The 17475-nt window shown below is 69.2% G+C and carries 15 protein-coding genes and 1 tRNA gene; 10 read left to right on the top strand and 6 right to left on the bottom strand.

Annotated features, from left to right (window positions below):
- Window positions 1-66 precede the first annotated feature (66 nt).
- The 3 genes from U8525_RS15615 (at window position 67) to pyk (ending at window position 4025) form a co-directional block, all read left to right on the top strand.
- Window positions 67-1524: an NFACT RNA binding domain-containing protein gene (locus U8525_RS15615; protein WP_374266338.1), complete on the top strand. Its 1458-nt coding sequence runs from the start codon at window positions 67-69 to the stop codon at window positions 1522-1524.
- A gap of 152 nt (window positions 1525-1676) precedes the next feature.
- Window positions 1677-2495 (top strand): hypothetical protein, encoded by an 819-nt coding sequence (locus U8525_RS15610; RefSeq protein ID WP_374266510.1) that lies wholly within the window; start codon window positions 1677-1679, stop codon window positions 2493-2495.
- A 99-nt stretch (window positions 2496-2594) separates the two neighbouring features.
- Window positions 2595-4025, top strand: coding sequence for a pyruvate kinase (gene pyk, locus U8525_RS15605; RefSeq protein ID WP_374266336.1), 1431 nt, complete (start codon window positions 2595-2597; stop codon window positions 4023-4025).
- 9 nt (window positions 4026-4034) lie between these two features.
- On the opposite strand, the gene U8525_RS15600 is transcribed toward pyk, so the two are convergent.
- Window positions 4035-5543: an HD domain-containing phosphohydrolase gene (locus U8525_RS15600; protein WP_374266334.1), complete on the bottom strand. Its 1509-nt coding sequence runs from the start codon at window positions 5541-5543 to the stop codon at window positions 4035-4037.
- Between the two features lie 173 nt (window positions 5544-5716).
- Between U8525_RS15600 and rpe the strand changes: the two genes are divergently transcribed.
- Window positions 5717-6373 carry a ribulose-phosphate 3-epimerase gene (rpe, locus tag U8525_RS15595; protein WP_374266332.1) on the top strand — a complete coding sequence of 219 codons (657 nt, stop codon included), beginning with the start codon at window positions 5717-5719 and terminating at the stop codon, window positions 6371-6373.
- Window position 6374: 1 nt separating this feature from the next.
- Here rpe and U8525_RS15590 read toward each other — a convergent pair whose 3' ends face one another.
- Window positions 6375-6773, bottom strand: a complete 399-nt coding sequence (locus tag U8525_RS15590; protein WP_169832124.1) for a two-component system response regulator — start codon at window positions 6771-6773, stop codon at window positions 6375-6377.
- A 253-nt stretch (window positions 6774-7026) separates the two neighbouring features.
- Between U8525_RS15590 and U8525_RS15585 the strand changes: the two genes are divergently transcribed.
- Window positions 7027-7103, top strand: a tRNA-Pro gene (locus U8525_RS15585).
- A gap of 104 nt (window positions 7104-7207) precedes the next feature.
- Window positions 7208-8311: an endonuclease NucS domain-containing protein gene (locus U8525_RS15580; RefSeq protein WP_374266329.1), complete on the top strand. Its 1104-nt coding sequence runs from the start codon at window positions 7208-7210 to the stop codon at window positions 8309-8311.
- Window positions 8312-8365: 54 nt separating this feature from the next.
- Here the strand turns inward: U8525_RS15580 and U8525_RS15575 are convergent, their stop codons facing one another.
- The gene (locus U8525_RS15575; protein ID WP_374266327.1) at window positions 8366-9562 is read right to left on the bottom strand and encodes an FAD-dependent monooxygenase; all 1197 of its coding nucleotides are present in this window, start codon (window positions 9560-9562) and stop codon (window positions 8366-8368) included.
- Window positions 9563-9676: 114 nt separating this feature from the next.
- Here U8525_RS15575 and U8525_RS15570 point away from each other — a divergent pair, with 114 nt between their 5' ends.
- Window positions 9677-10636 (top strand): LysR family transcriptional regulator, encoded by a 960-nt coding sequence (locus tag U8525_RS15570; RefSeq protein WP_374266325.1) that lies wholly within the window; start codon window positions 9677-9679, stop codon window positions 10634-10636.
- A gap of 46 nt (window positions 10637-10682) precedes the next feature.
- On the opposite strand, the gene U8525_RS15565 is transcribed toward U8525_RS15570, so the two are convergent.
- On the bottom strand, window positions 10683-12221 hold the full coding sequence (locus tag U8525_RS15565; RefSeq protein ID WP_374266323.1) for an alpha/beta hydrolase: 1539 nt from the start codon (window positions 12219-12221) through the stop codon (window positions 10683-10685).
- 206 nt (window positions 12222-12427) lie between these two features.
- Window positions 12428-13018, bottom strand: coding sequence for a Crp/Fnr family transcriptional regulator (locus U8525_RS15560; RefSeq protein WP_374266321.1), 591 nt, complete (start codon window positions 13016-13018; stop codon window positions 12428-12430).
- A gap of 67 nt (window positions 13019-13085) precedes the next feature.
- On the opposite strand from U8525_RS15560, the gene U8525_RS15555 reads away from it, so the two are divergent.
- The 3 genes from U8525_RS15555 to U8525_RS15545 all read left to right on the top strand — a co-directional run bounded on the left by U8525_RS15555 (window position 13086) and on the right by U8525_RS15545 (window position 16804).
- Entirely contained in the window at window positions 13086-14333 is a 1248-nt protein-coding gene (locus U8525_RS15555; protein ID WP_374266319.1) for a sterol desaturase family protein, read from the top strand.
- A gap of 177 nt (window positions 14334-14510) precedes the next feature.
- Complete coding sequence (locus U8525_RS15550; RefSeq protein ID WP_374266317.1) at window positions 14511-15089, top strand: hypothetical protein; 579 nt, start codon at window positions 14511-14513, stop codon at window positions 15087-15089.
- A 206-nt stretch (window positions 15090-15295) separates the two neighbouring features.
- On the top strand, window positions 15296-16804 hold the full coding sequence (locus tag U8525_RS15545; RefSeq protein ID WP_374266315.1) for an aldehyde dehydrogenase family protein: 1509 nt from the start codon (window positions 15296-15298) through the stop codon (window positions 16802-16804).
- Window positions 16805-16851: 47 nt separating this feature from the next.
- On the opposite strand, the gene U8525_RS15540 is transcribed toward U8525_RS15545, so the two are convergent.
- The gene (locus U8525_RS15540) at window positions 16852-17469 is read right to left on the bottom strand and encodes an HMA2 domain-containing protein (protein ID WP_374266313.1); all 618 of its coding nucleotides are present in this window, start codon (window positions 17467-17469) and stop codon (window positions 16852-16854) included.
- Window positions 17470-17475 lie beyond the last annotated feature (6 nt).

The following is a 17475-nucleotide window of genomic DNA, read 5'->3' as shown; positions in this document are numbered from 1 at the left end:
CGCCGGGCCGTTTTTCTTTTGCGGGCCAGGGGTTACGTCCGCTCGCATCCGCTCCCGGGAGGGGCCATGTCGCTGCGTCCGGTGGAGTTCGGGGAGGTCGTGGCGGAGGTCGCGGCCCGGCTGGTGGGCGCGGTGGCCCAGAAGGCGTGGTGCCCGCTGCCCCGCCTGGCCTACCTGGAGCTGCGCGTCCCCGGCAGATCGGTCGTGCTGTGCCTGTGCGCCGAGGGGGAGCTGTCGCGCCTGTCCGTCGCGGAGGACCGCTTCCCCACGCCGGGCGAGCCCGCCCCCTTCCAGCGCTGGCTGCGCCAGGAGCTCACCGGCTTCAAGCTCCAGGCCGCGCGCTACCTGGAGGACTCGCGCGCCGTGGTCCTGGAGTTCGAGCGCGAGGAGGTGCGCCGCCGGCTGGTCCTGGAGGTGGGCGCGCCCGGGGGGCTGCTGCTCCTCAGCGACAACGGCCGCGTGCTGATGCTCTCCGGCGAGGGCTTCGGTCCGCGGCGCAACCTCTATCCCGGCGCGCAGTGGTCTGCGCCGGAGCCCGTGTCCCCGGAGGCGCTGGCGAAGGGGCGCGCGCAGCCCTCGCGCCTGGAGCCGCGCGAGGGGGACGCGCTCCCCAGGTTGCAGGCCGCCGAGCGGGTGCTCGGGCGGAAGGACCGCGCCAGCCGCGCGGACGCCATCCGCCGCCGGCTCGCGCAGCCGTACCGGGCGCGGCTGAAGCGCTCCTCGCGCACGCTGGAGAAGGTGCGCGCGGAGGCGGAGCGCGGCCCGGAGGCGGAGAAGCACCGGCAGGTGGGCGAGCTGCTCGCGCAGAACCTGCACCGGCTCCAGCGCGGCGCCTCGCAGGTGACGCTCACCGCCTATACAGAGGAGGGCATGGAGGAGGTCCAGGTGAAGCTGGACCCGAAGCGCACGCCCAGGGAGGAGGCGGACTGGCACTTCCACCAGTACCGGCGCCTCCTGCGCGGCGTGGAGCAGGCCCGCCACCGCGAGGCGGAGCTGGCGCGCGAGGTGGCGCACGCGCAGACCGCGCTCGCGCAGATCGAGGCCATGGACGACGCCGCGCTGCTCGCGCAGGTGGAAGTGCTCCAGGTGTCCCAGGCGGAGGAGGGCCCGAAGGGGGGCCTCCCCTTCAAGGAGTACGTGGGCCACGGCGGCGCGCGCATCTGGGTGGGGCGCGGCTCGGAGGACAACGACGCGCTCACCTTCAAGGTGGCCCGGCCCTGGCACCTGTGGCTGCACGCGCGCGGCCTGCCGGGCAGCCACGTGGTGGTGCCGCTGGAGAAGCACGCGGAGGTGCCGCAGGAGGTGCTCCTGGACGCGGCGCACCTGGCGCTGCACCACTCCGGGGCCAAGGGCGAGCCGCGCGGCGAGGTGAGCTACCTGCCGGTGAAGTTCGTGCGCAAGCTGAAGGGCGCTGCCCCCGGGCAGGTGACGTATGCCCGGGAGAAGACCTTCGTGGTGCGCATGGAGCCGGAGCGGCTGGAGCGGCTGCTCAGGTCGCGCCACGCGGACCCGGCCCTGTCCTGAAGGGCGACGCCGGTGGGACGGCTTCAACCCGGCGTGTCACGCTCGGCGTGTGGGCCCGGTCGACCGGCGGACGGGCATCCAACCCCCGGCCTTGAGGTTCGGGAAGTGCCGGGTACGATGCCCCCCGCGTGACGCCCGAAGCCTTCCGCCAGATGTCCCTGTTCCCGCGCGGCTCGTCCGCGGAACGCGCCGCCACCCCCGCGCAGCCGCGCGCGCCGGAAGGCCCGGCGCCCCTGCCGCCGCGCAACCGCGTCCCGGAGGAGGCGCCGCGCGTCCTCACCGCGTCGCGCGAGGAGCTCTGGACGCGCGCGGAGTCGCTCGCGTGGCGGCTGAGCGCGAACCTGGGCATGCCGGTGCGGCTGGCCGTGACGGACAACCGCTCCACCATGGTGTCCTTCCGCCGGGGCGCGCAGGTGCTCCAGCTGCGGCTGCACCACATGTTCCTGGACGCGCCGGAGGTGGTCGTGCGCGCGGTGGCGGACTACGCGGGCCGCGGGCACCGCGGCGCGGGCGCGCTCCTGGACGAGTACATCCGGGGCCAGCAGCCGCTCATCCGCCAGCTCCGCCGGGAGTCCGACGCGGAGCTGAACCCGCTCGGCCGCTGCTTCGACCTGCGGGCGCTCTACAACGGCGTCAACGAGGCCTACTTCGGCAACGCCATCCAGGCCCGCATCGGCTGGGGCCGCATGCCGCCGCGCCGCCGCCGCAAGTCCATCCGCCTGGGCGTCTACGACCACCAGACGCGGGAGATCCGCATCCACCCCGCGCTGGACAAGCCGGACGTGCCCGCCTTCTTCGTGGAGTTCATCGTCTTCCACGAGATGCTCCACCAGCTGTTCCCCAGCAGCAATCGCACCGGGCGCCGCGTGCACCATCCGCGCGCCTTCCGCGAGCGCGAGCGCACGTACCCGCACTACGCCGCCGCGCTGCGTTGGGAGCGCGAGAACCTGGGCACGCTGCTGCGCGGTTGAACGCACGCCGAGCGTCCTGGACATTTACTGGTTTACCTGCCCGGCCGCGCTCGGGGATGTCTTGACCGAAACGCGGGGGAGCCGGATGTTCGGCTCCATATGCGACGAGCAAAGATTGTCTGCACCCTCGGCCCCGCCAGCCAGACCCCGGAGATGTTGGAAGCGCTGCTGGAGGCCGGCATGGACGTGGCCCGGCTCAACTTCTCCCACGGCAGCCATGAGCAGCATCAGGCGAACATCGACATGCTGCGCGCGGCCTCGCTGAAGGTGCGCAAGGCGGTGGGCATCCTGGGCGACCTGCAGGGGCCCAAGATCCGCACCGGCCGCTTCATCACCGGCAGCACGGAGCTGAAGCCGGGCGGCGTCTTCCACATCACCACCGACGAGACGGTGAAGGGCACGGACGAGATCGTGTCCACCACGTACCCGCACCTGGCGGCGGACGTGAACCCGGGCGACCGCATCCTGCTGGATGACGGCCTGCTGGAGCTGCGCGTCCTGGAGACGGACAAGAAGCAGCTCCTCAAGACGGAGGTGGTGCACGGCGGCACGCTGAAGAACAACAAGGGCATCAACCTGCCCGGCGTGGCGGTGCGCGCGGACGCGCTCACGCCCAAGGACCGCGAGGACCTCATCTTCGGCCTCAAGGCGGGCGTGGACTACATCGCGCTGTCCTTCGTGCGCCAGCCGTCGGACCTGGACTCCGCGCGCCAGGCCATGGCGGAGGTGGGCCGCACGGTGCCCATCATCTCCAAGCTGGAGAAGCCGGAGGCCATCGCGCGCCTGGACGCCATCCTGGACAAGACGGACGGCGTGATGGTGGCCCGCGGCGACCTGGGCGTGGAGATCCCCCCGGAGGAGGTGCCGGCCGTCCAGAAGGACATCATCCGGCGCTCCAACCTGCGCGGCCTGCCCGTCATCGTGGCCACGCAGATGCTCAACTCGATGATCGACAACCCGCGCCCCACGCGCGCGGAGGCCAGCGACGTGGCCAACGCCGTCTACGACGGCGCGGACGCGCTGATGCTCTCGGGTGAGACGGCGAGCGGCAAGTTCCCCCTGGACTCCGTGCAGATGATGGAGCGCATCATCCTGGCGGCCGAGTCCTCCTCGCGCTCGCAGCTGCAGCCGCGCGTCATCGAGGCCCCGCTGGGCCTGCCGCTGCACTTCCCGGACGTCATCGCGCGCGTGGCGTGCGAGGCGGCCAAGGCCAGCGGCGCCACGCTCATCGCGGCCTTCACGCTGTCGGGCGTGACGGCGCGGCTGCTCGCGCACTACCGCCCCACGGTGCCCATCGTCGCGTTCAGCCCGAACCAGGAGGTGCGCCGCCGCCTCTCGCTGCTCTGGGGCGTGGTGCCGCGCGTGCTGGAGCCCATCCAGGAGACGGAGACCATGCTCCGCCGCGTGGAGGAGGAGCTGGTGTCGCGGGGCCTCGCGCGCAAGGGCGACCGCGTCGTGGTGGTGTTCGGCGCGCCGGTGGGCCAGCCGGGGAAGATCAACAGCCTCCGGCTGCACACCATCAGCGCCTGAGGCCGCGCCTCACGCCGGGCCCTTCTTGAGGGCCCGGCGGGGAATCTCCGCCTCGACGAAGATGGCGAAGAGGTCCTTGTCGAGCTGTCCGGACCCCGCCTCCTTCTTGAGGATGTCCAGCGCGAGCGCGTGCGGCACGGCCTTCTTGTAGGGCCGGTCGCTCGCGGTGAGCGCGTCGTAGATGTCGCAGATGGACATCATCCGGGACTGCACCGGAATCTCCGGGATGGCGCGAGGGTAGCCCGTGCCATCCAGCTTCTCGTGGTGCGCGTAGGCGATCTCCGGCACGCGGCGCAGCGCGCGGGTCCACGGAATCTGGGACAGGAAGCGGTACGTGTGCTCGACGTGGCTCTCGATTTCACGGCGCTCCTCCGGGGAGAGGGTGCCGCGGGTGATGGAGAGGGACTGGATCTCATGGGGCAGCAGCAGCGGCTGCCCGTGGTCGTGCGCGTCGGTGTACGTGAGCTTGCCCAGCTCCAGGAGGCGCTCGAAGTTGCCCTGCGCCAGCACCGTCGGCTTGTTGCAGGTGAGCAGGAAGCCCATCACCTCATCCAACTGGGCCAGCTCCTGGGCGAGCCGCGCGTCCTCCTCCTGGTGGATGGCGGGCAGGGCGGACAGGCCGCGAGCCTCCACGGCGGACAGCCTGCGCCGCGAGCTCTGCAGCTGCAGGTCCTTGCGCGCCAGCTGGAAGCGGGCGCGCAGCGCGTCCAGCTCATGCGGGTAGAGCTTCTCCGCCTTGACGAGCACGTTCTCGCGCACGCCCACCTTGCCGAAGTCGTGCAGGAGCGACGCGTACCGCAGCTCCTGCAGCTCCACGGCGGTGAAGCGCGTCTGGGCATAGGGGCCGGTGCTGTGGTGCTCCAGCGCCTGGGCCAGGGACACGGTGAGGTCCGCGACGCGGCCGGAGTGGCCCGCGGTGGTGGGGTCGCGCGCCTCGATGGCGACGACGGACGCGGAGACGAAGCCCTCGAAGAGGCGGTTGATCTCCTCGTGGAGGAGGGCGTTCTCGATCGCCCCGGCGGCCTGGGCGCCCAGGGCGAGCAGGAGCTCCTCGTCCTCCGCGTCGAACACGCGCCCGCCGCGCTTGTTGAGGGCCTGGAGGACGCCCGTCACGTCGCCGTTGGCGTCGCGCATGGGGACGCAGAGGATGGTGTGGGTGCGGTAGCCGCTGGAGACGTCGAAGCTGCTGTTGAAGCGGGGGTCGGCGTAGGCGTCGGGGATGTTGATGACGGCGCCTGTCTGCGCGACCTGGCCGGCGATGCCGCTGCCCATGGGGAGGCGGATCTCGTTCTTGGAGCCCTGGGCCACCTTGCTCCACAGCTCGTCGCGCTCGCGGTCCAGGATGAAGAGCGAGCAGCGGTCCGACTCCACGACCTTGGTGGCCTCATAGAGGATGAGGGGCAGCAGCAGGTCCAGGTCCCGCTCGGCGCTCATCGCCTTGGCGACATCCAGGATGGACGTCAGCTTCGCGAGGCGGCGGGACAGGTTGGGGGCGGCGGGCGCGGACTGGGGAAGCACCGAGGCGGGCTCCGTGGGATGCGGCGGGTGGCTGCGGGCGCACCCGGTTGTAGCACGCGCGATGTGTCAGCCGCCCGGCCCCCCCACCTGCTGGGTCCACCTCTGTCCGCCAGCCTGCTGTCCTGCCGGGCGAAGGTACCGTGGCCTCGCGGAAGCGGCTATGAAGCGCCGCCATGACCCGCCCTGTCCGCATCTCTCCGTCGCTGCTCTCCTGTGATTTCAGCCGCCTGGGAGAGGAGGTCCGCGCCATCGAGGCCGCCGGCGCCGATTGGATTCACGTGGATGTCATGGATGGCAGGTTCGTGCCCAACATCACGCTGGGGCCGGTCATCGTGGAGGCCATCAAGCGGGTGGCGACGAAGCCGCTGGACGTGCACCTGATGATCGTGGAGCCGGAGAAGTACGTGGACGCGTTCGTGAAGGCGGGCGCGGACGTGCTGACGGTGCACCAGGAGGCGAGCCCGCATCTGCACCGCACGCTCCAGCACATCCGTCACGCGGGGGCGAAGCCGGCGGTGGTGTTGAACCCGGGCACGCCGCTGGTGGCCATCGAGGAGGTGCTGGGGGACGTGGACATGGTGCTCCTGATGAGCGTGAACCCGGGGTTCGGGGGGCAGTCGTTCATCGAGTCCACGGTGGACAAGGTCCGCCGGCTGCGCGCGATGTTGGACGCGCGGGGGCTGAAGGGCGTGGACATCGAGGTGGACGGCGGCATCAACGCCCAGACGGCGAAGCGCGTGGTGGACGCGGGGGCGTCGGTGCTGGTGGCGGGCAGCTACGTGTTCGGGGCGAAGGACTACGCGCAGGCCATCCGGTCGCTGCGGCCGTGAGTCAGGCGGCCTCGGGGGGCGCGGGCGGGCGGACCGCGGCGGCGGCCATGCGGGCGATGCGGGTCATGAAGGTGGGGTCGCACGGCTTCACTTCGTAGTCGTCGGCGCCCAGCTCGAAGCACACGTGGCGGGTGAACTGATCCTCCACGCCGCTGAGCATGATGACCTTGCAGTCGCGCGTGACGGGGTCCTTCTTCAGCTGCGCGAGGAGGTCCCGGCCGTCCTGGTGCTGGTTGATGTCCAGGATGATGACCGCGGGCCGGTGCTTACGGGCCAGCTCCAGCACGTGTTCGGAGGTGGTGTCGGACACGCAGACGAGCCCGGAGCGCTTGGCCTCTCGAGCGAGTGCGGACACGACGAGGGGCTCATCGTCCGAGATGAGGACAGTGGGAGCAGTCATGGCCCTCTGTGGGGGAACAGGGGTGGATCAACGCGCAACATCTTGGAAGTACAGGAATGCCTGGATCTTGTGAAGAGGGTGAACATTGTCCCGTCCCAAAGGGTAGGTAGGACAACAGTCGAGGGAGCGCCGGGGTCGGGTGGGGGAGGGGAAGGGGAGGGCGAAAGAGTCCGTTGACTGGAGGAAGCGGCTCGGATAGATCCGCCCACGCTTCGCCGGGCCCGAGGGCAGTTCCTGGCGCAGCACCGGATATCGGGGAGTGGCTCAGCCTGGTAGAGCACTTGGTTCGGGACCAAGGGGTCGCAGGTTCAAATCCTGTCTCCCCGACCAAACGATGAAGCGGGCTGGAGGCCGAACGGTCTCCAGCCCGTTTTCATTTTCGCGCCGTTTTCTCTCATCGCCCGGGTCAGCCGGCTGGGTGCGAGGTCCCGAACATGCCGATCCAACACTCCATGTGGAAACTGGGAGTGCCCCCGACTCGCTTGCCGCTGACGCGCCTCGACAGCGAGCAGCAGCTTGAAGAAATGATCGTGAAGGATCCGCGCATCCTCTCGGACCAGTGGATGCTCATCGGGCGCCAGGAGCAGACGTCACATGGGGGGCGGACCGATCTCCTGGCCATCGCGCCGGATGCGTCGCTCGTGCTGATCGAGCTGAAGCGAGACCGGACGCCGCGCGAGGTCGTAGCGCAGGCCATCGACTACGCGTCCTGGTTGGCGGAGCTCGGCGCCGACAGGATCGCTCGGATGTATGAGCGGTTTGCTGGCGGTGGCAACCTGGGCGAAGCGTTCAAGCAGCGGTTTGGCACCGAGCTGGACGAGGACTCACTGAACCAGTCCCACCAGATCGTGATCGTCGCCGCCGAGCTGGACCCTTCCACCGAACGGATCATTGGCTACCTCAACGCCCGCGACATCGCGATCAACGTGCTGTTCTTCCAGGTGTTCCAGAACGGAAGCGAACGCTTCCTCAGTCGCGCGTGGCTCATCGATCCAGGGGAGACGCAGGCGAAGGTCGCCGCTTCCGGTGGAATCAAAGGAGAGAAGGAGCCGTGGAACGGGGAGTTCTACGTCTCTTTCGGCGACGCGAGCTCTCGGAGCTGGGAGGACGCGCGCAAGTATGGCTATGTGAGCGGCGGCGGCGGAAGCTGGTATAGCCAGACACTCAAGCTGCTGTCTCCCGGAGACCGCGTCTGGGTCAAGATTCCCAAGGTGGGTTACGTTGGCGTGGGTCGGGTCGTGGAGTCCGCCCAGCCCGTCGGGGAGTTCAACGTCAGCACGGAGCAAGGGGCACGGCCGGCGCTGGAAGTGCTGAGTCATGCCGGGAAGTACATGGCGACGGCCCACGACCTTGAGAAGGCGGAGTATTTCGTCCGGGTGCAGTGGCTGGACTCCGTTCCGGAGTCGGAGGCGGTCAATGAGGTCGGGCTGTTCGGCAACCAGAACACGGTTTGTCAGCCGACGACTCCGAAGTGGCGCTCGACCATCGAGAAGCTGAAGGCCCACTTCCCGCATTGGGATGCCCCTGTCGGCGATTGAGCCGCGGGCTGGAGACCTGCTGTCGGGGGCCATCTGTGAATGGGGGCATGGCATTCATGACCGCCGCACCCACCTGCCGTAGTCCTTGAGCTCGAACGGCAGCGTCAGGGCACCGAAGTCGGGCGGGCCACCCACAGCGGCGTGCTCTCGTTCGTCCTTTGGTCCGCCGGCTGCTGCGCCTTGCGGATGGGTGTTCCGCGCGTGCTGCTCGGCCGCGATGTCCTGGTTGCGAACCACGTAGTCGCGCAGCCCGTTCTCATACGAGGCGATGCCCCGCACCGGGTCATCCTGGTGCGCGGCGAGCTCCCCGGCGAGCACGTAGGCGCCCACCATCGCGACCGACGTGCCCTGCCCCGAAGCGAGCGCGACGCTGTAGCCGGCGTCGCCGACGAGCACGACGCGCCCGCGCGACCACCCGTCCATGCGGATCTGGCTGATCGAATCGAAGTGGAAGTCGGGCGCCGTCATCATGTGCTCGATGAGCTGTGGCAGCACCCACCCCTGGCCCGAGAGGCGCTCGGCCATGAGGCGCTTCTGCGCCGCGACGTCACGGTGGTCGTACTGGATGGGCTCGGCAGCCATGAAGCCGACATACACCCGCGCGTTGGCGTCCTTGCTCAGGGCCATGACCATCGCGCCAACGCCGGTTCCCTCGTCCTGGAACATGACCTCCCATCGCTCGAGGCCGAGGAAGTTCGGCATCCCGAAGATCGCGATGTACGCGTTGCCGAGACGGTGGAGGAACTGCTCCTCGGGGCCGAACGCGAGCCTGCGCACCCGCGAGTGCAGCCCATCGGCGCCGACGACGAGAGCGAAGCGACGGGGAGCGGCGCGCTCGAAAGCGACGTCGACCCCCAACGCGTCCTGGGTGAGCGACGCGACGGAATCGTCGAAGAGGTACTCCACCCGATTGCCCACCGCCTCGTGCAGGACGCGGCAGAGGTCGTCGCGCATGATCTCGATATCAGGGCTGTCGAAGCGCCCGCCCGTGAGGGTGCGCTCCTCACTCCGGTGGAGCTCCTTGCCGTCGGCGTCGACCAGCGAGAACCCCGTCAGCCGGGTGCTGTGCTGTCGGAGCGTGGCGAGGATTCCCATGCGCTCCGCGACCGTGAGCGCCGGGCCGCGCACGTCGAGCGCCTGTCCTCCCGGACGGAGCCGCGGCGCGCGCTCGACCACGGTGACGGTGAAGCCGTAGCGCGCCAGCCAGTAGGCGATGGTCAGACCGGAGATGCTGGCGCCGGACACCAGCACACGGGAGGAACTTGGACTCGTAGCGCTCATGCGTGCTTGGGTACGCCTCCCGCATCGAGCCGTCCAAGACATTGATTGGATTGATGTGATACCTCCTGAGCAAGGCTTGAGCCCATGGAACTCCGACACCTGCGCTACTTCGTGACCATCGCCGAGGAGCAGAGCTTCCGCCGGGCGGCGGAGCGGCTCCATGTCTCACAGTCGCCGCTGAGCCGGCAGATGCAGGATCTCGAGGAGGAGATGGGCGTCGAGCTCTTCGCGCCCGAGGGGCGTGGCATCAAGCTCACCGCCGCCGGGAAGTCCTTCGCGAAGCGAGCCCGGAGCATCCTGGCGAGCGTCGATGCCGCCGTCGACGAGGCCAAGGGCGTCGCCGAAGGGCGGCTCGGGACCGTCGTCATCGGCTTCGAGACGGGCACGACCTTCATGGGCGTGCTCCTGTCCCTCGTCGCGGCGTTCCGCAGGCGAACCCCTCGCGTCGGCCTGGAGTTCGTTCCGATGAGCAGCGTCGAGCAGTGGACGGCGCTGCGGCAGGGGACGATCACCTTCGGCTACGGCGCCTACGCGCCTGGGGATGATGCCCTGGGCCACCTGGAGATGAGCCGTGACCGACTCGGGGTACTGCTCTCCTCCTCGCATCGACTGGCACGGCTTGAGAAGATCCGGCTTCGAGACCTCGAGAATGAGCGCGTGCTCCTCCAGCCACGCCAATTCCATCCGCGGCTGCATGCGGACCTCTTCACGGCCGCACGGACTCAGGGCGTGACGCTGCACGTGACGGCGGAGGTGCTCGACCTGGAGGCGCTCCTGGCACTGGTTGTTATCGGCGACGCGATAACCTTCCTCACGGAGAAGTTCTGGGAGCCCGCTTCCCAGGTCTCGTTGCAGTGGCGGCCCGTCGAAGACCTCCTCATCCATCAGAGTGAGTTCATCACATGGCGCGCGGAGGACGCGGATGCGCCAGTCGTGCGAGCGCTGCTGGAGAGCGCACAAGAAGTGAGCCCATTCCTGAAAGGCACTGAAGGCCGCGCGCCCACCTCCGAAGCACGCCGTCGAAGGCAGCTCAAGAAGCGCTGAGGTAGCTCAAGGAGCGAGCACGTGAGCAGCCCGTGGGCCGTGATGGCTACTTTCGCGGCTCACCGGCCTTCTCGCCGCGCGCGGGTGGCGCGAAAGGCGGCACTTCGAACTGGGGGAGTGGCAGCGTCACCTCGAGCGGGAGGCTGACCCGCTTGCCCGTCTTGAGGAACTCATAGAGCGCCTTCTTCACGGTGGGCGCTTCACGGAGTTGATAGAACGTCCCATCGTGGCCGGCGCGGTGAACGAGGATGGCACGGCCGTTCGGAAAATACGGCAGCAGGCTGAGGGTGTTCTCGACTGGCGTCGAGGTGTCCCAGTCGCCGTTCACGAACACGACAGGGATTGAACTCTCGACCGGCTCCCTCAGCGCGTCGCCCATGTCGCGGGTGGGCCAGTCGGACGCGGAGGCGATGTTCGACTCGAAGTTCCACGTCCCCAGCCACTCGACGGCCGGGTCGGTCCTCAGCTGGTGCTCACGCGCGGCGGTGGTGCCCAGACTGCTGTCGACCAGGGGACCAATCAGCTTCGTCTTGCTCGCCTGGCGCTCCTCGATGACCTCGCGAGCCCAGGCCTCATAATGCCCATGGTAGAGCGACAGGATGAAAGCCGGCCATTGCTCGCCCTCCTGTGTATGGGAAGTCAAGGCCAGTTGCAGGTCTTCCGCCCCCAACACGACCGTCCGAGCCCCTCCGGCGTCGTCGCGAACCTGGACGCGCACCGGCGCCGCCGCGAAGCGCTGATGGAGCGCGCGAACCGCCCCCATCAGTCCGCCCGAGGGCAGATAGGGCGCGAGTCCTGGATCGCGGTCGGCGTCATAGGCAATTCGTTGCAGCGCCGCGAACACATGCGAAGGCATGTCATAGCCGTTGTTCAAGGGCTCCACGCACGAAAGCACCGCACGCGCGACGCTCTCGGGATGGAGGCGCATCACCGCCAGGCTCCATTGCGAGCCGAAGCTGCCGCCGAACAAGCTGATCTTCTTGTAGCCGAGCGCGCGCCGCAGGTCATCGACGTCGGCGGCGAACTCGGTGATGTCGTAGCCGGACAGGTCCTTGTCGGGGTTCTCCGCAATGGCTTTCCTGGCCAATGCGCGCATGGCCAGCGTATCCGCGCGCACCGAGCCGGGTTGCTCCAGGGGCAGGTCTTCGCTCATCGCTTCGAGCATTTCGCCGCGGCGCGTATAGCCCCGCTGTTCAACCACGACCACGTCGCCCACCGCGCCGAAGGTCAACCAGTGTTGCAGGCGACCTTGGCCGCTGTGGGCCTCGTCGGCGGTGAACGCGCCGAGCACGCTCAGTCCGGGGCCCCCTGGCAGCCAGAACACCGGCGGCGCGCCAGTGGGATGGGGCGCCTTGATGCGGGCGAAGCCAACGCCGATGAGGCGGCTCCCTGGCTTCGTTCGGTTCTCGGGCACGAACAGCGTGCCGACTTCGTAGCGCCCGGCGGAGCCCGACCCGTCCTGGAGGGTGACGCGCTCGATGACGACATCACCGGGCTTGTGCGGGGCAGCGGCAACCGCCGGCGTTGCGAGGAGCAGCGACGGCAACACGAGCAGCGACAGCGGCATCCGTGCGAGAGAGAGCATGGGGTGACCGGACCTGGAGGTGGCAACGGCGCTTGCGCCGAACGGGCTCCCAGCCGAACATCCTCTTGGGGAATCCATTCCCGGCATGCTCGGGAAGCCGTCGCTGAACCCGGACGCGACCGCAGCGGTGCTCCCCGAATCAGGGCGACACGTGTTCAAAGTGGCGGGAGACTCCGCGAAGCCGGTGCGGCTTCGCCTGCCCGTGCTCAGTCCGCCGCCCGCTTGCGGCGCCGGGACATGATCCGGCTCAGCCCCACCTCGGTGATGCCGAGGTAGGCCGCCACGTCTCGCTGGGGAATCCGTCCGGTCAGGTGGGGATGCTCCTCCCAGAAGTTCACGAGCCGCTCCTCCGCGGACAGCTCCAGGAACTCCTGCTCACGGCGCTCCTTGAGGAGGAAGTGCTGCTCCGCCACCCGGCGCGCCAGCCGCTCCCAGCACACGTGGCCCTGCTCCAGCGCCTGGAAGTCCCGCGCCTGGAACACCAGCACGCGGCTCGGCTCCAGCGCTTCAATCGCGGTCATCGACGGCCGCCGCTGCAACATCTCCGCGTAGGCGCCAATCAGCTCGCCCTCGGCGCGGAAGGCCTTGATGGACTCGCCTCCGCGCGGCGACACGCGCACGCCCCGGAAGACGCCCTGAAGCACCACCGCGAACCGGTCCGCCGCGTCCCCCGGGCGCATGAAGAGCTCCCGCTTCGCGAGCGCTTGTTCCTTCGCCACGGCCTCGGCCTTCGCCCACTCCTCGGGAGGAAGCGGGGCCAGCGTGGCGAGGCGCTCGAAGAGCTTGGGGAATCTCACGTCTCGGAGGACCCTGGCTTGACCTGGGTTAAGGCGCAGGCCGCCTCCGGAAACATATACCGGCGGCATGTCCATCAACGTCTATGCCCTGGCGACGCCCTTCGTCATTGCCCTGGCCCTGGCCGAGTTCGCCTGGTGCGTGGTGCGGCGCAACGGCTACTACAGCTTCCAGGACTCCATCGCGAGCATGGGCACGGCGGTGATGAACCAGTGCGTCAACGTCGCGGTGGCCCTGCTGGTGCTGCCCCTCTTCACGCAGCTGGGCCAGTTCGCGCCGTGGCGGCTGGACGCATCGTCGCCGCTGTCGCTGGTGGCGCTCTTCCTGGGCGTCGACTTCCTCTTCTACTGGTTCCACCGCTTCGGGCACCGCACCAACATCGGCTGGGCGGCCCACTCGCCGCACCACTCCACCGAGGAGCTCAACTACGCGGTGGCCTTGCGCGCGAGCGTGACGCAGCGCCTCTTCTCGTTCCTCTTCTACTGGCCGCTGGTGCTGGTGGGCTTCCCGCCGGAGGCCGTGCTGGCGATGGTGGCCTTCCACCTGGTGCTCCAGTTCATCCCCCACACGCGGGTCATCCCCAAGCTCCCGCGGTGGGTGGAGTCGTGGCTGAACACGCCGTCGCACCACCGCGTGCACCACGCGCGCAATGACGCGTACATCGACAAGAACTACGCGGGCTTCCTCATCATCTGGGACCGGATGTTCGGCACCTACGAGGAGGAGGCCGAGCCGTGCTCCTATGGCCTGACGACCCCGGCGAACACCTGGGACCCGACGGCCATCAACTTCCAGGCGTGGGCCCGGCTCTTCGCGGACGCCATCGCCACGAAGAGCCACTGGGACCGGCTGCGCCTCTGGGTGATGCCCACGGGCTGGAGGCCCGCGGACCTTCCCCCTCGCACGTTGGGGTACTGGAGGCAGGACGGCGCGGAGGTGAAGTACCACTCGCGGGAGCTGCCTGGCATCCGTGGGTACCTCGTCTTCCAGTTGTTCGCCTCGATGCCGTTCATGCTCCTCGTGAGCCACCACGCCTCGCCGCTATCGGGCTGGCAGAAGGTCGCCTTGAGCCTGCTGCTCTGGGCGATGGCGACCGCCTGGAGCGGGATGCTGGAGTCGAAGGGATGGAGCGAGCCACTGGAGCTCGCCCGGGTGCTCGCGATGGGGGTGGCGGTGACGCTGTGGCTGACCTGGGCCGATGCACCCCAGGCGTGGAGCGCGCTCACGGCGGCGTGGCTGATGGTCTCACTGGTGTGGCTGCGCGTGGCGAGAGGGGCCGCCGGACGGAGACCCCAGTCGAATCCCTCTCCAGGCTGAGACGGCTGGAGCCACATCGACCCGCGCGCTCCCCCTGGAGCGTCTTGCTTTCGCGTACAGGTCGGCATGCCTTCTGAAGCCATGCGTGTCTCGCCGCTTCATGGCATCCATCACGCTGAAGCCCATTCAACGGCCTCCGGTGGAGCGAACTGTTGGGGCTGCTGCTATGAACGCGTGATGGGAAACGCATCCGGCAGGCAGAAGCAGAAGCCGCTCATCCTCGGTCCCACCCCCGGCTCCGGCATGGGCGCCTACGCGGTGACGTTCGACACCTCATTGGACGACCGCGAGCTGGCCACGCTCACGGAGAGCGAATCCCCTGATGCCTTCTACCTGCCCTGGAAGTCGGGTGACGTCACGGAGTGCGAGATCGATCTCGCGACCGACGCCATCACGTACTTCTTCACCGCGAACCTGAGCGGTTGCAGCCTCTGGTACAAGTTTCACGAGGGCCGCATCTTCATCCGGCACGAGGCCCGCACCGACAGCGCCTCCCAGAACCCGCACAAGCTGGCCGGCTTCAAGTGCGTCGTGGACAGCAGCCTGAACCCGGACGACGTCCAGCTCTCGGTCGATCAGGAGACGATGGTTCGCAAGGCGCGGTACTACGTCGTCTACGCGATCTTCGACCACGAGGCGCGGCAGGTGGAGTTCCGCGCGCAACTGGTCGCCCAGCAGACGAACCTGCTCAGCCGGCAGGAGTCCTACGCGCTCGTCAAGGTAGCCACCGTTGTCGTCAAGTTCCCCGGTCTCTAGCGCTTGAGACGGGCGTGAGGAGGACGGGCTCCCAACCGGCGCGGGGGCCGCGCGGTTGAAGAGAGCAACACGCCCTCCTCACGGACCCTTGTCTGCCCCCGCAGGCAAATCGCCCACGCGTGACGACATTCAGCCCATGTCGCAGCTCGTCATGGGCCGCGGCCTCAACTGACTCGGAGCGAATCCGACGCGCGAGGAGGTTACCCGTGCTGAATACCGAACTCGTTGGCGAGCCCCTTCGTCATCTCGAAAGCCGTCGCCTGCTTGCCGAAGCCCGGAGGGCCGTCCCGGAAGCCTTTGACCCCCAGGGGCGGCTGCTCTCTCCCGTCGCGGGGCGGTGGCTCCAGCCGCCTGCCTGGTTCAATGCCATCTCACCCATCGACGGCAGCGTCATCGCCGAGCTGCCGCTGCTCGGCGCCGCCCAGGTCGCCGAGGGCGTCGAGCAGGCGGCGGCGGAGTTCATGCCCTGGGCCGCCCGTCCGCTCGAGGACCGCGCCCAGGCCGTCGCGGAGGCGGCGGTGCTGCTCCAGGCCCACCGCGACCTGCTCATCCGGATCCTGGCCTGGGACATCGGCAAGACGCTGCCCACGGCCTCCAACGACGTGGACCGGTGTCTGGCTGGCATCACGTGGTACCTGGAGCAGATGGGCCGGATGGTCGATGGTCGCAAGCCGCTCGGCCTCGTCTCGAACATCGCCTCCTGGAACTACCCGTTCTCCGTCCTGCTGCTCAACGTGCTCGTGCAATCGCTCGCGGGCAACTCGGTCATCGCGAAGATTCCGACCCAGGGGGGCGGCGTCTCCCTGACGCTTGCCTTCGCCTTGCTGCGCCGCGCGGGCCTCCCCGTGTCGCTCGTGGGCGGGCGCGGCAGGGACCTCTCCGAGGCGCTCGTCGGCCATCCGCGCATCGCGGGCGTCGCCTTCATTGGCGGCCGCGCCAACGGCGGCGAGGTCCACCGCCGCCTGCGTGAGTCCGACAAGCGCTACGCGTTGGAGATGGAGGGCGTGAACGCCTACGCAATCACACACTTCACGGACTGGGACGCGCTCGGCAAACAGATTCGGGCGGGCTTCGACTTCGGCAAGCAGCGCTGCACCGCCTACACCCGCTGGGTCGTTGAACAGTCGCTCGTCCCCAGGTTCGTCCGGACGTATGTCGATGCCGTCTCCACGCTGCGCGTGGGCAATCCGGTCCTGGGCTCGCACGTGGACTTCGGGCCCCTCATCTCCTCCAGCAAGGGCGAGGAGCTCCGCTCCCTCATCGCCGACGTGCGGGAGCAGGGCGCCGCGGTGCTGTATCAGGGCGAGCTCGCGGAGGACGCCTTCACCGCGAGCCAGGAGCGGGGCGCCTACCTGCCGCCGGTCCTGCTCTTCGGCGTCCCTCAAGACAGTGAGCTCTACCTGCGCGAGCCCTTCGGCCCCGTCGACGTCCTGGTGTCGGTGGACTCCGAGGAGGACCTGGTGCGGGAGGCCAACGTCTCCAACGGCGCGCTCGTGGCCTCGGTGGCGACGGATGACCCGGAGCTTGCCCAGCGCATCGCCGCGCGACTCCATGCCTTCAAGGTCGGGATCAACGCGCTGCGCTCGCGGGGCGACCGCGAGGAGTCCTTCGGCGGCAGGGGCGGCTCATGGGCGGGGGCCTTCGTCGGCGGCACCCACCTGGTGCGCGCCTTCACCGACGGCCCCCATCCCCTGGAAGGCAACTGGCCGGATTGAGCGCATCCGTCCGCGCGCGAGGCGCTTCCGGGCCCCAGCAGCTCCACTCAGGCCTTGGATCCGGTGGTCCCCGGTGTACCGGGCCCGTGCGCTGCTGGGGCGGCTCCGCCGTTGTGACGCACCGGGGGGACGGTGTTCTGGATGGCCACGCGCTCCAGGGTGACGAAGGTCCGGAAGGCCCACCAGCCCAGGCTGAACCACGGCGGTGGAGACAGCCTGCCCGTCACGGCCACCTCCACGGCGCCAGCCGCCGCGAAGCCCAGCGTCGCCAGCGCGCCCAGGTCCATGCGCCCCTCGGTGGCTCGCAGCACGTCCACGTTGATGCCCTTGAAGAGCTGGCTGGCGGCTCGCGCCACGCTGCTGCCCTCGGAGAGGGAGCGCAGCAGCTCGTCCTCGTCGGGCGGCTCCTCGCCGGGGCGCGCCACCGCCTCCACGCCGGTGTGCCGGCGCACCTCCTCCAGCAGGCCCGCGAGGTCCAGGTCCTGCGGGTCGTGGATGCACAGCACGCTGCCGGTGAAGGGCCGCACCTGCACCTCGTGGATGCCTGCGACCCGCAGGAGCGCGTCCGCCAGTGACGTGGCCTGCTTCGCGTCCTGCCGCAACCACGGCAGTCGCAGGCGCGTGCGCCCCGGCGAGGTGTGGATGATGGAGATGACCCGCAACATGCGCGC

This window comes from Corallococcus sp. RDP092CA (assembly GCF_041903675.1).
In the GTDB taxonomy this organism is placed as follows: Bacteria; Myxococcota; Myxococcia; order Myxococcales; family Myxococcaceae; genus Corallococcus.
This window is presented reverse-complemented; position numbering and strand designations above follow the sequence as displayed.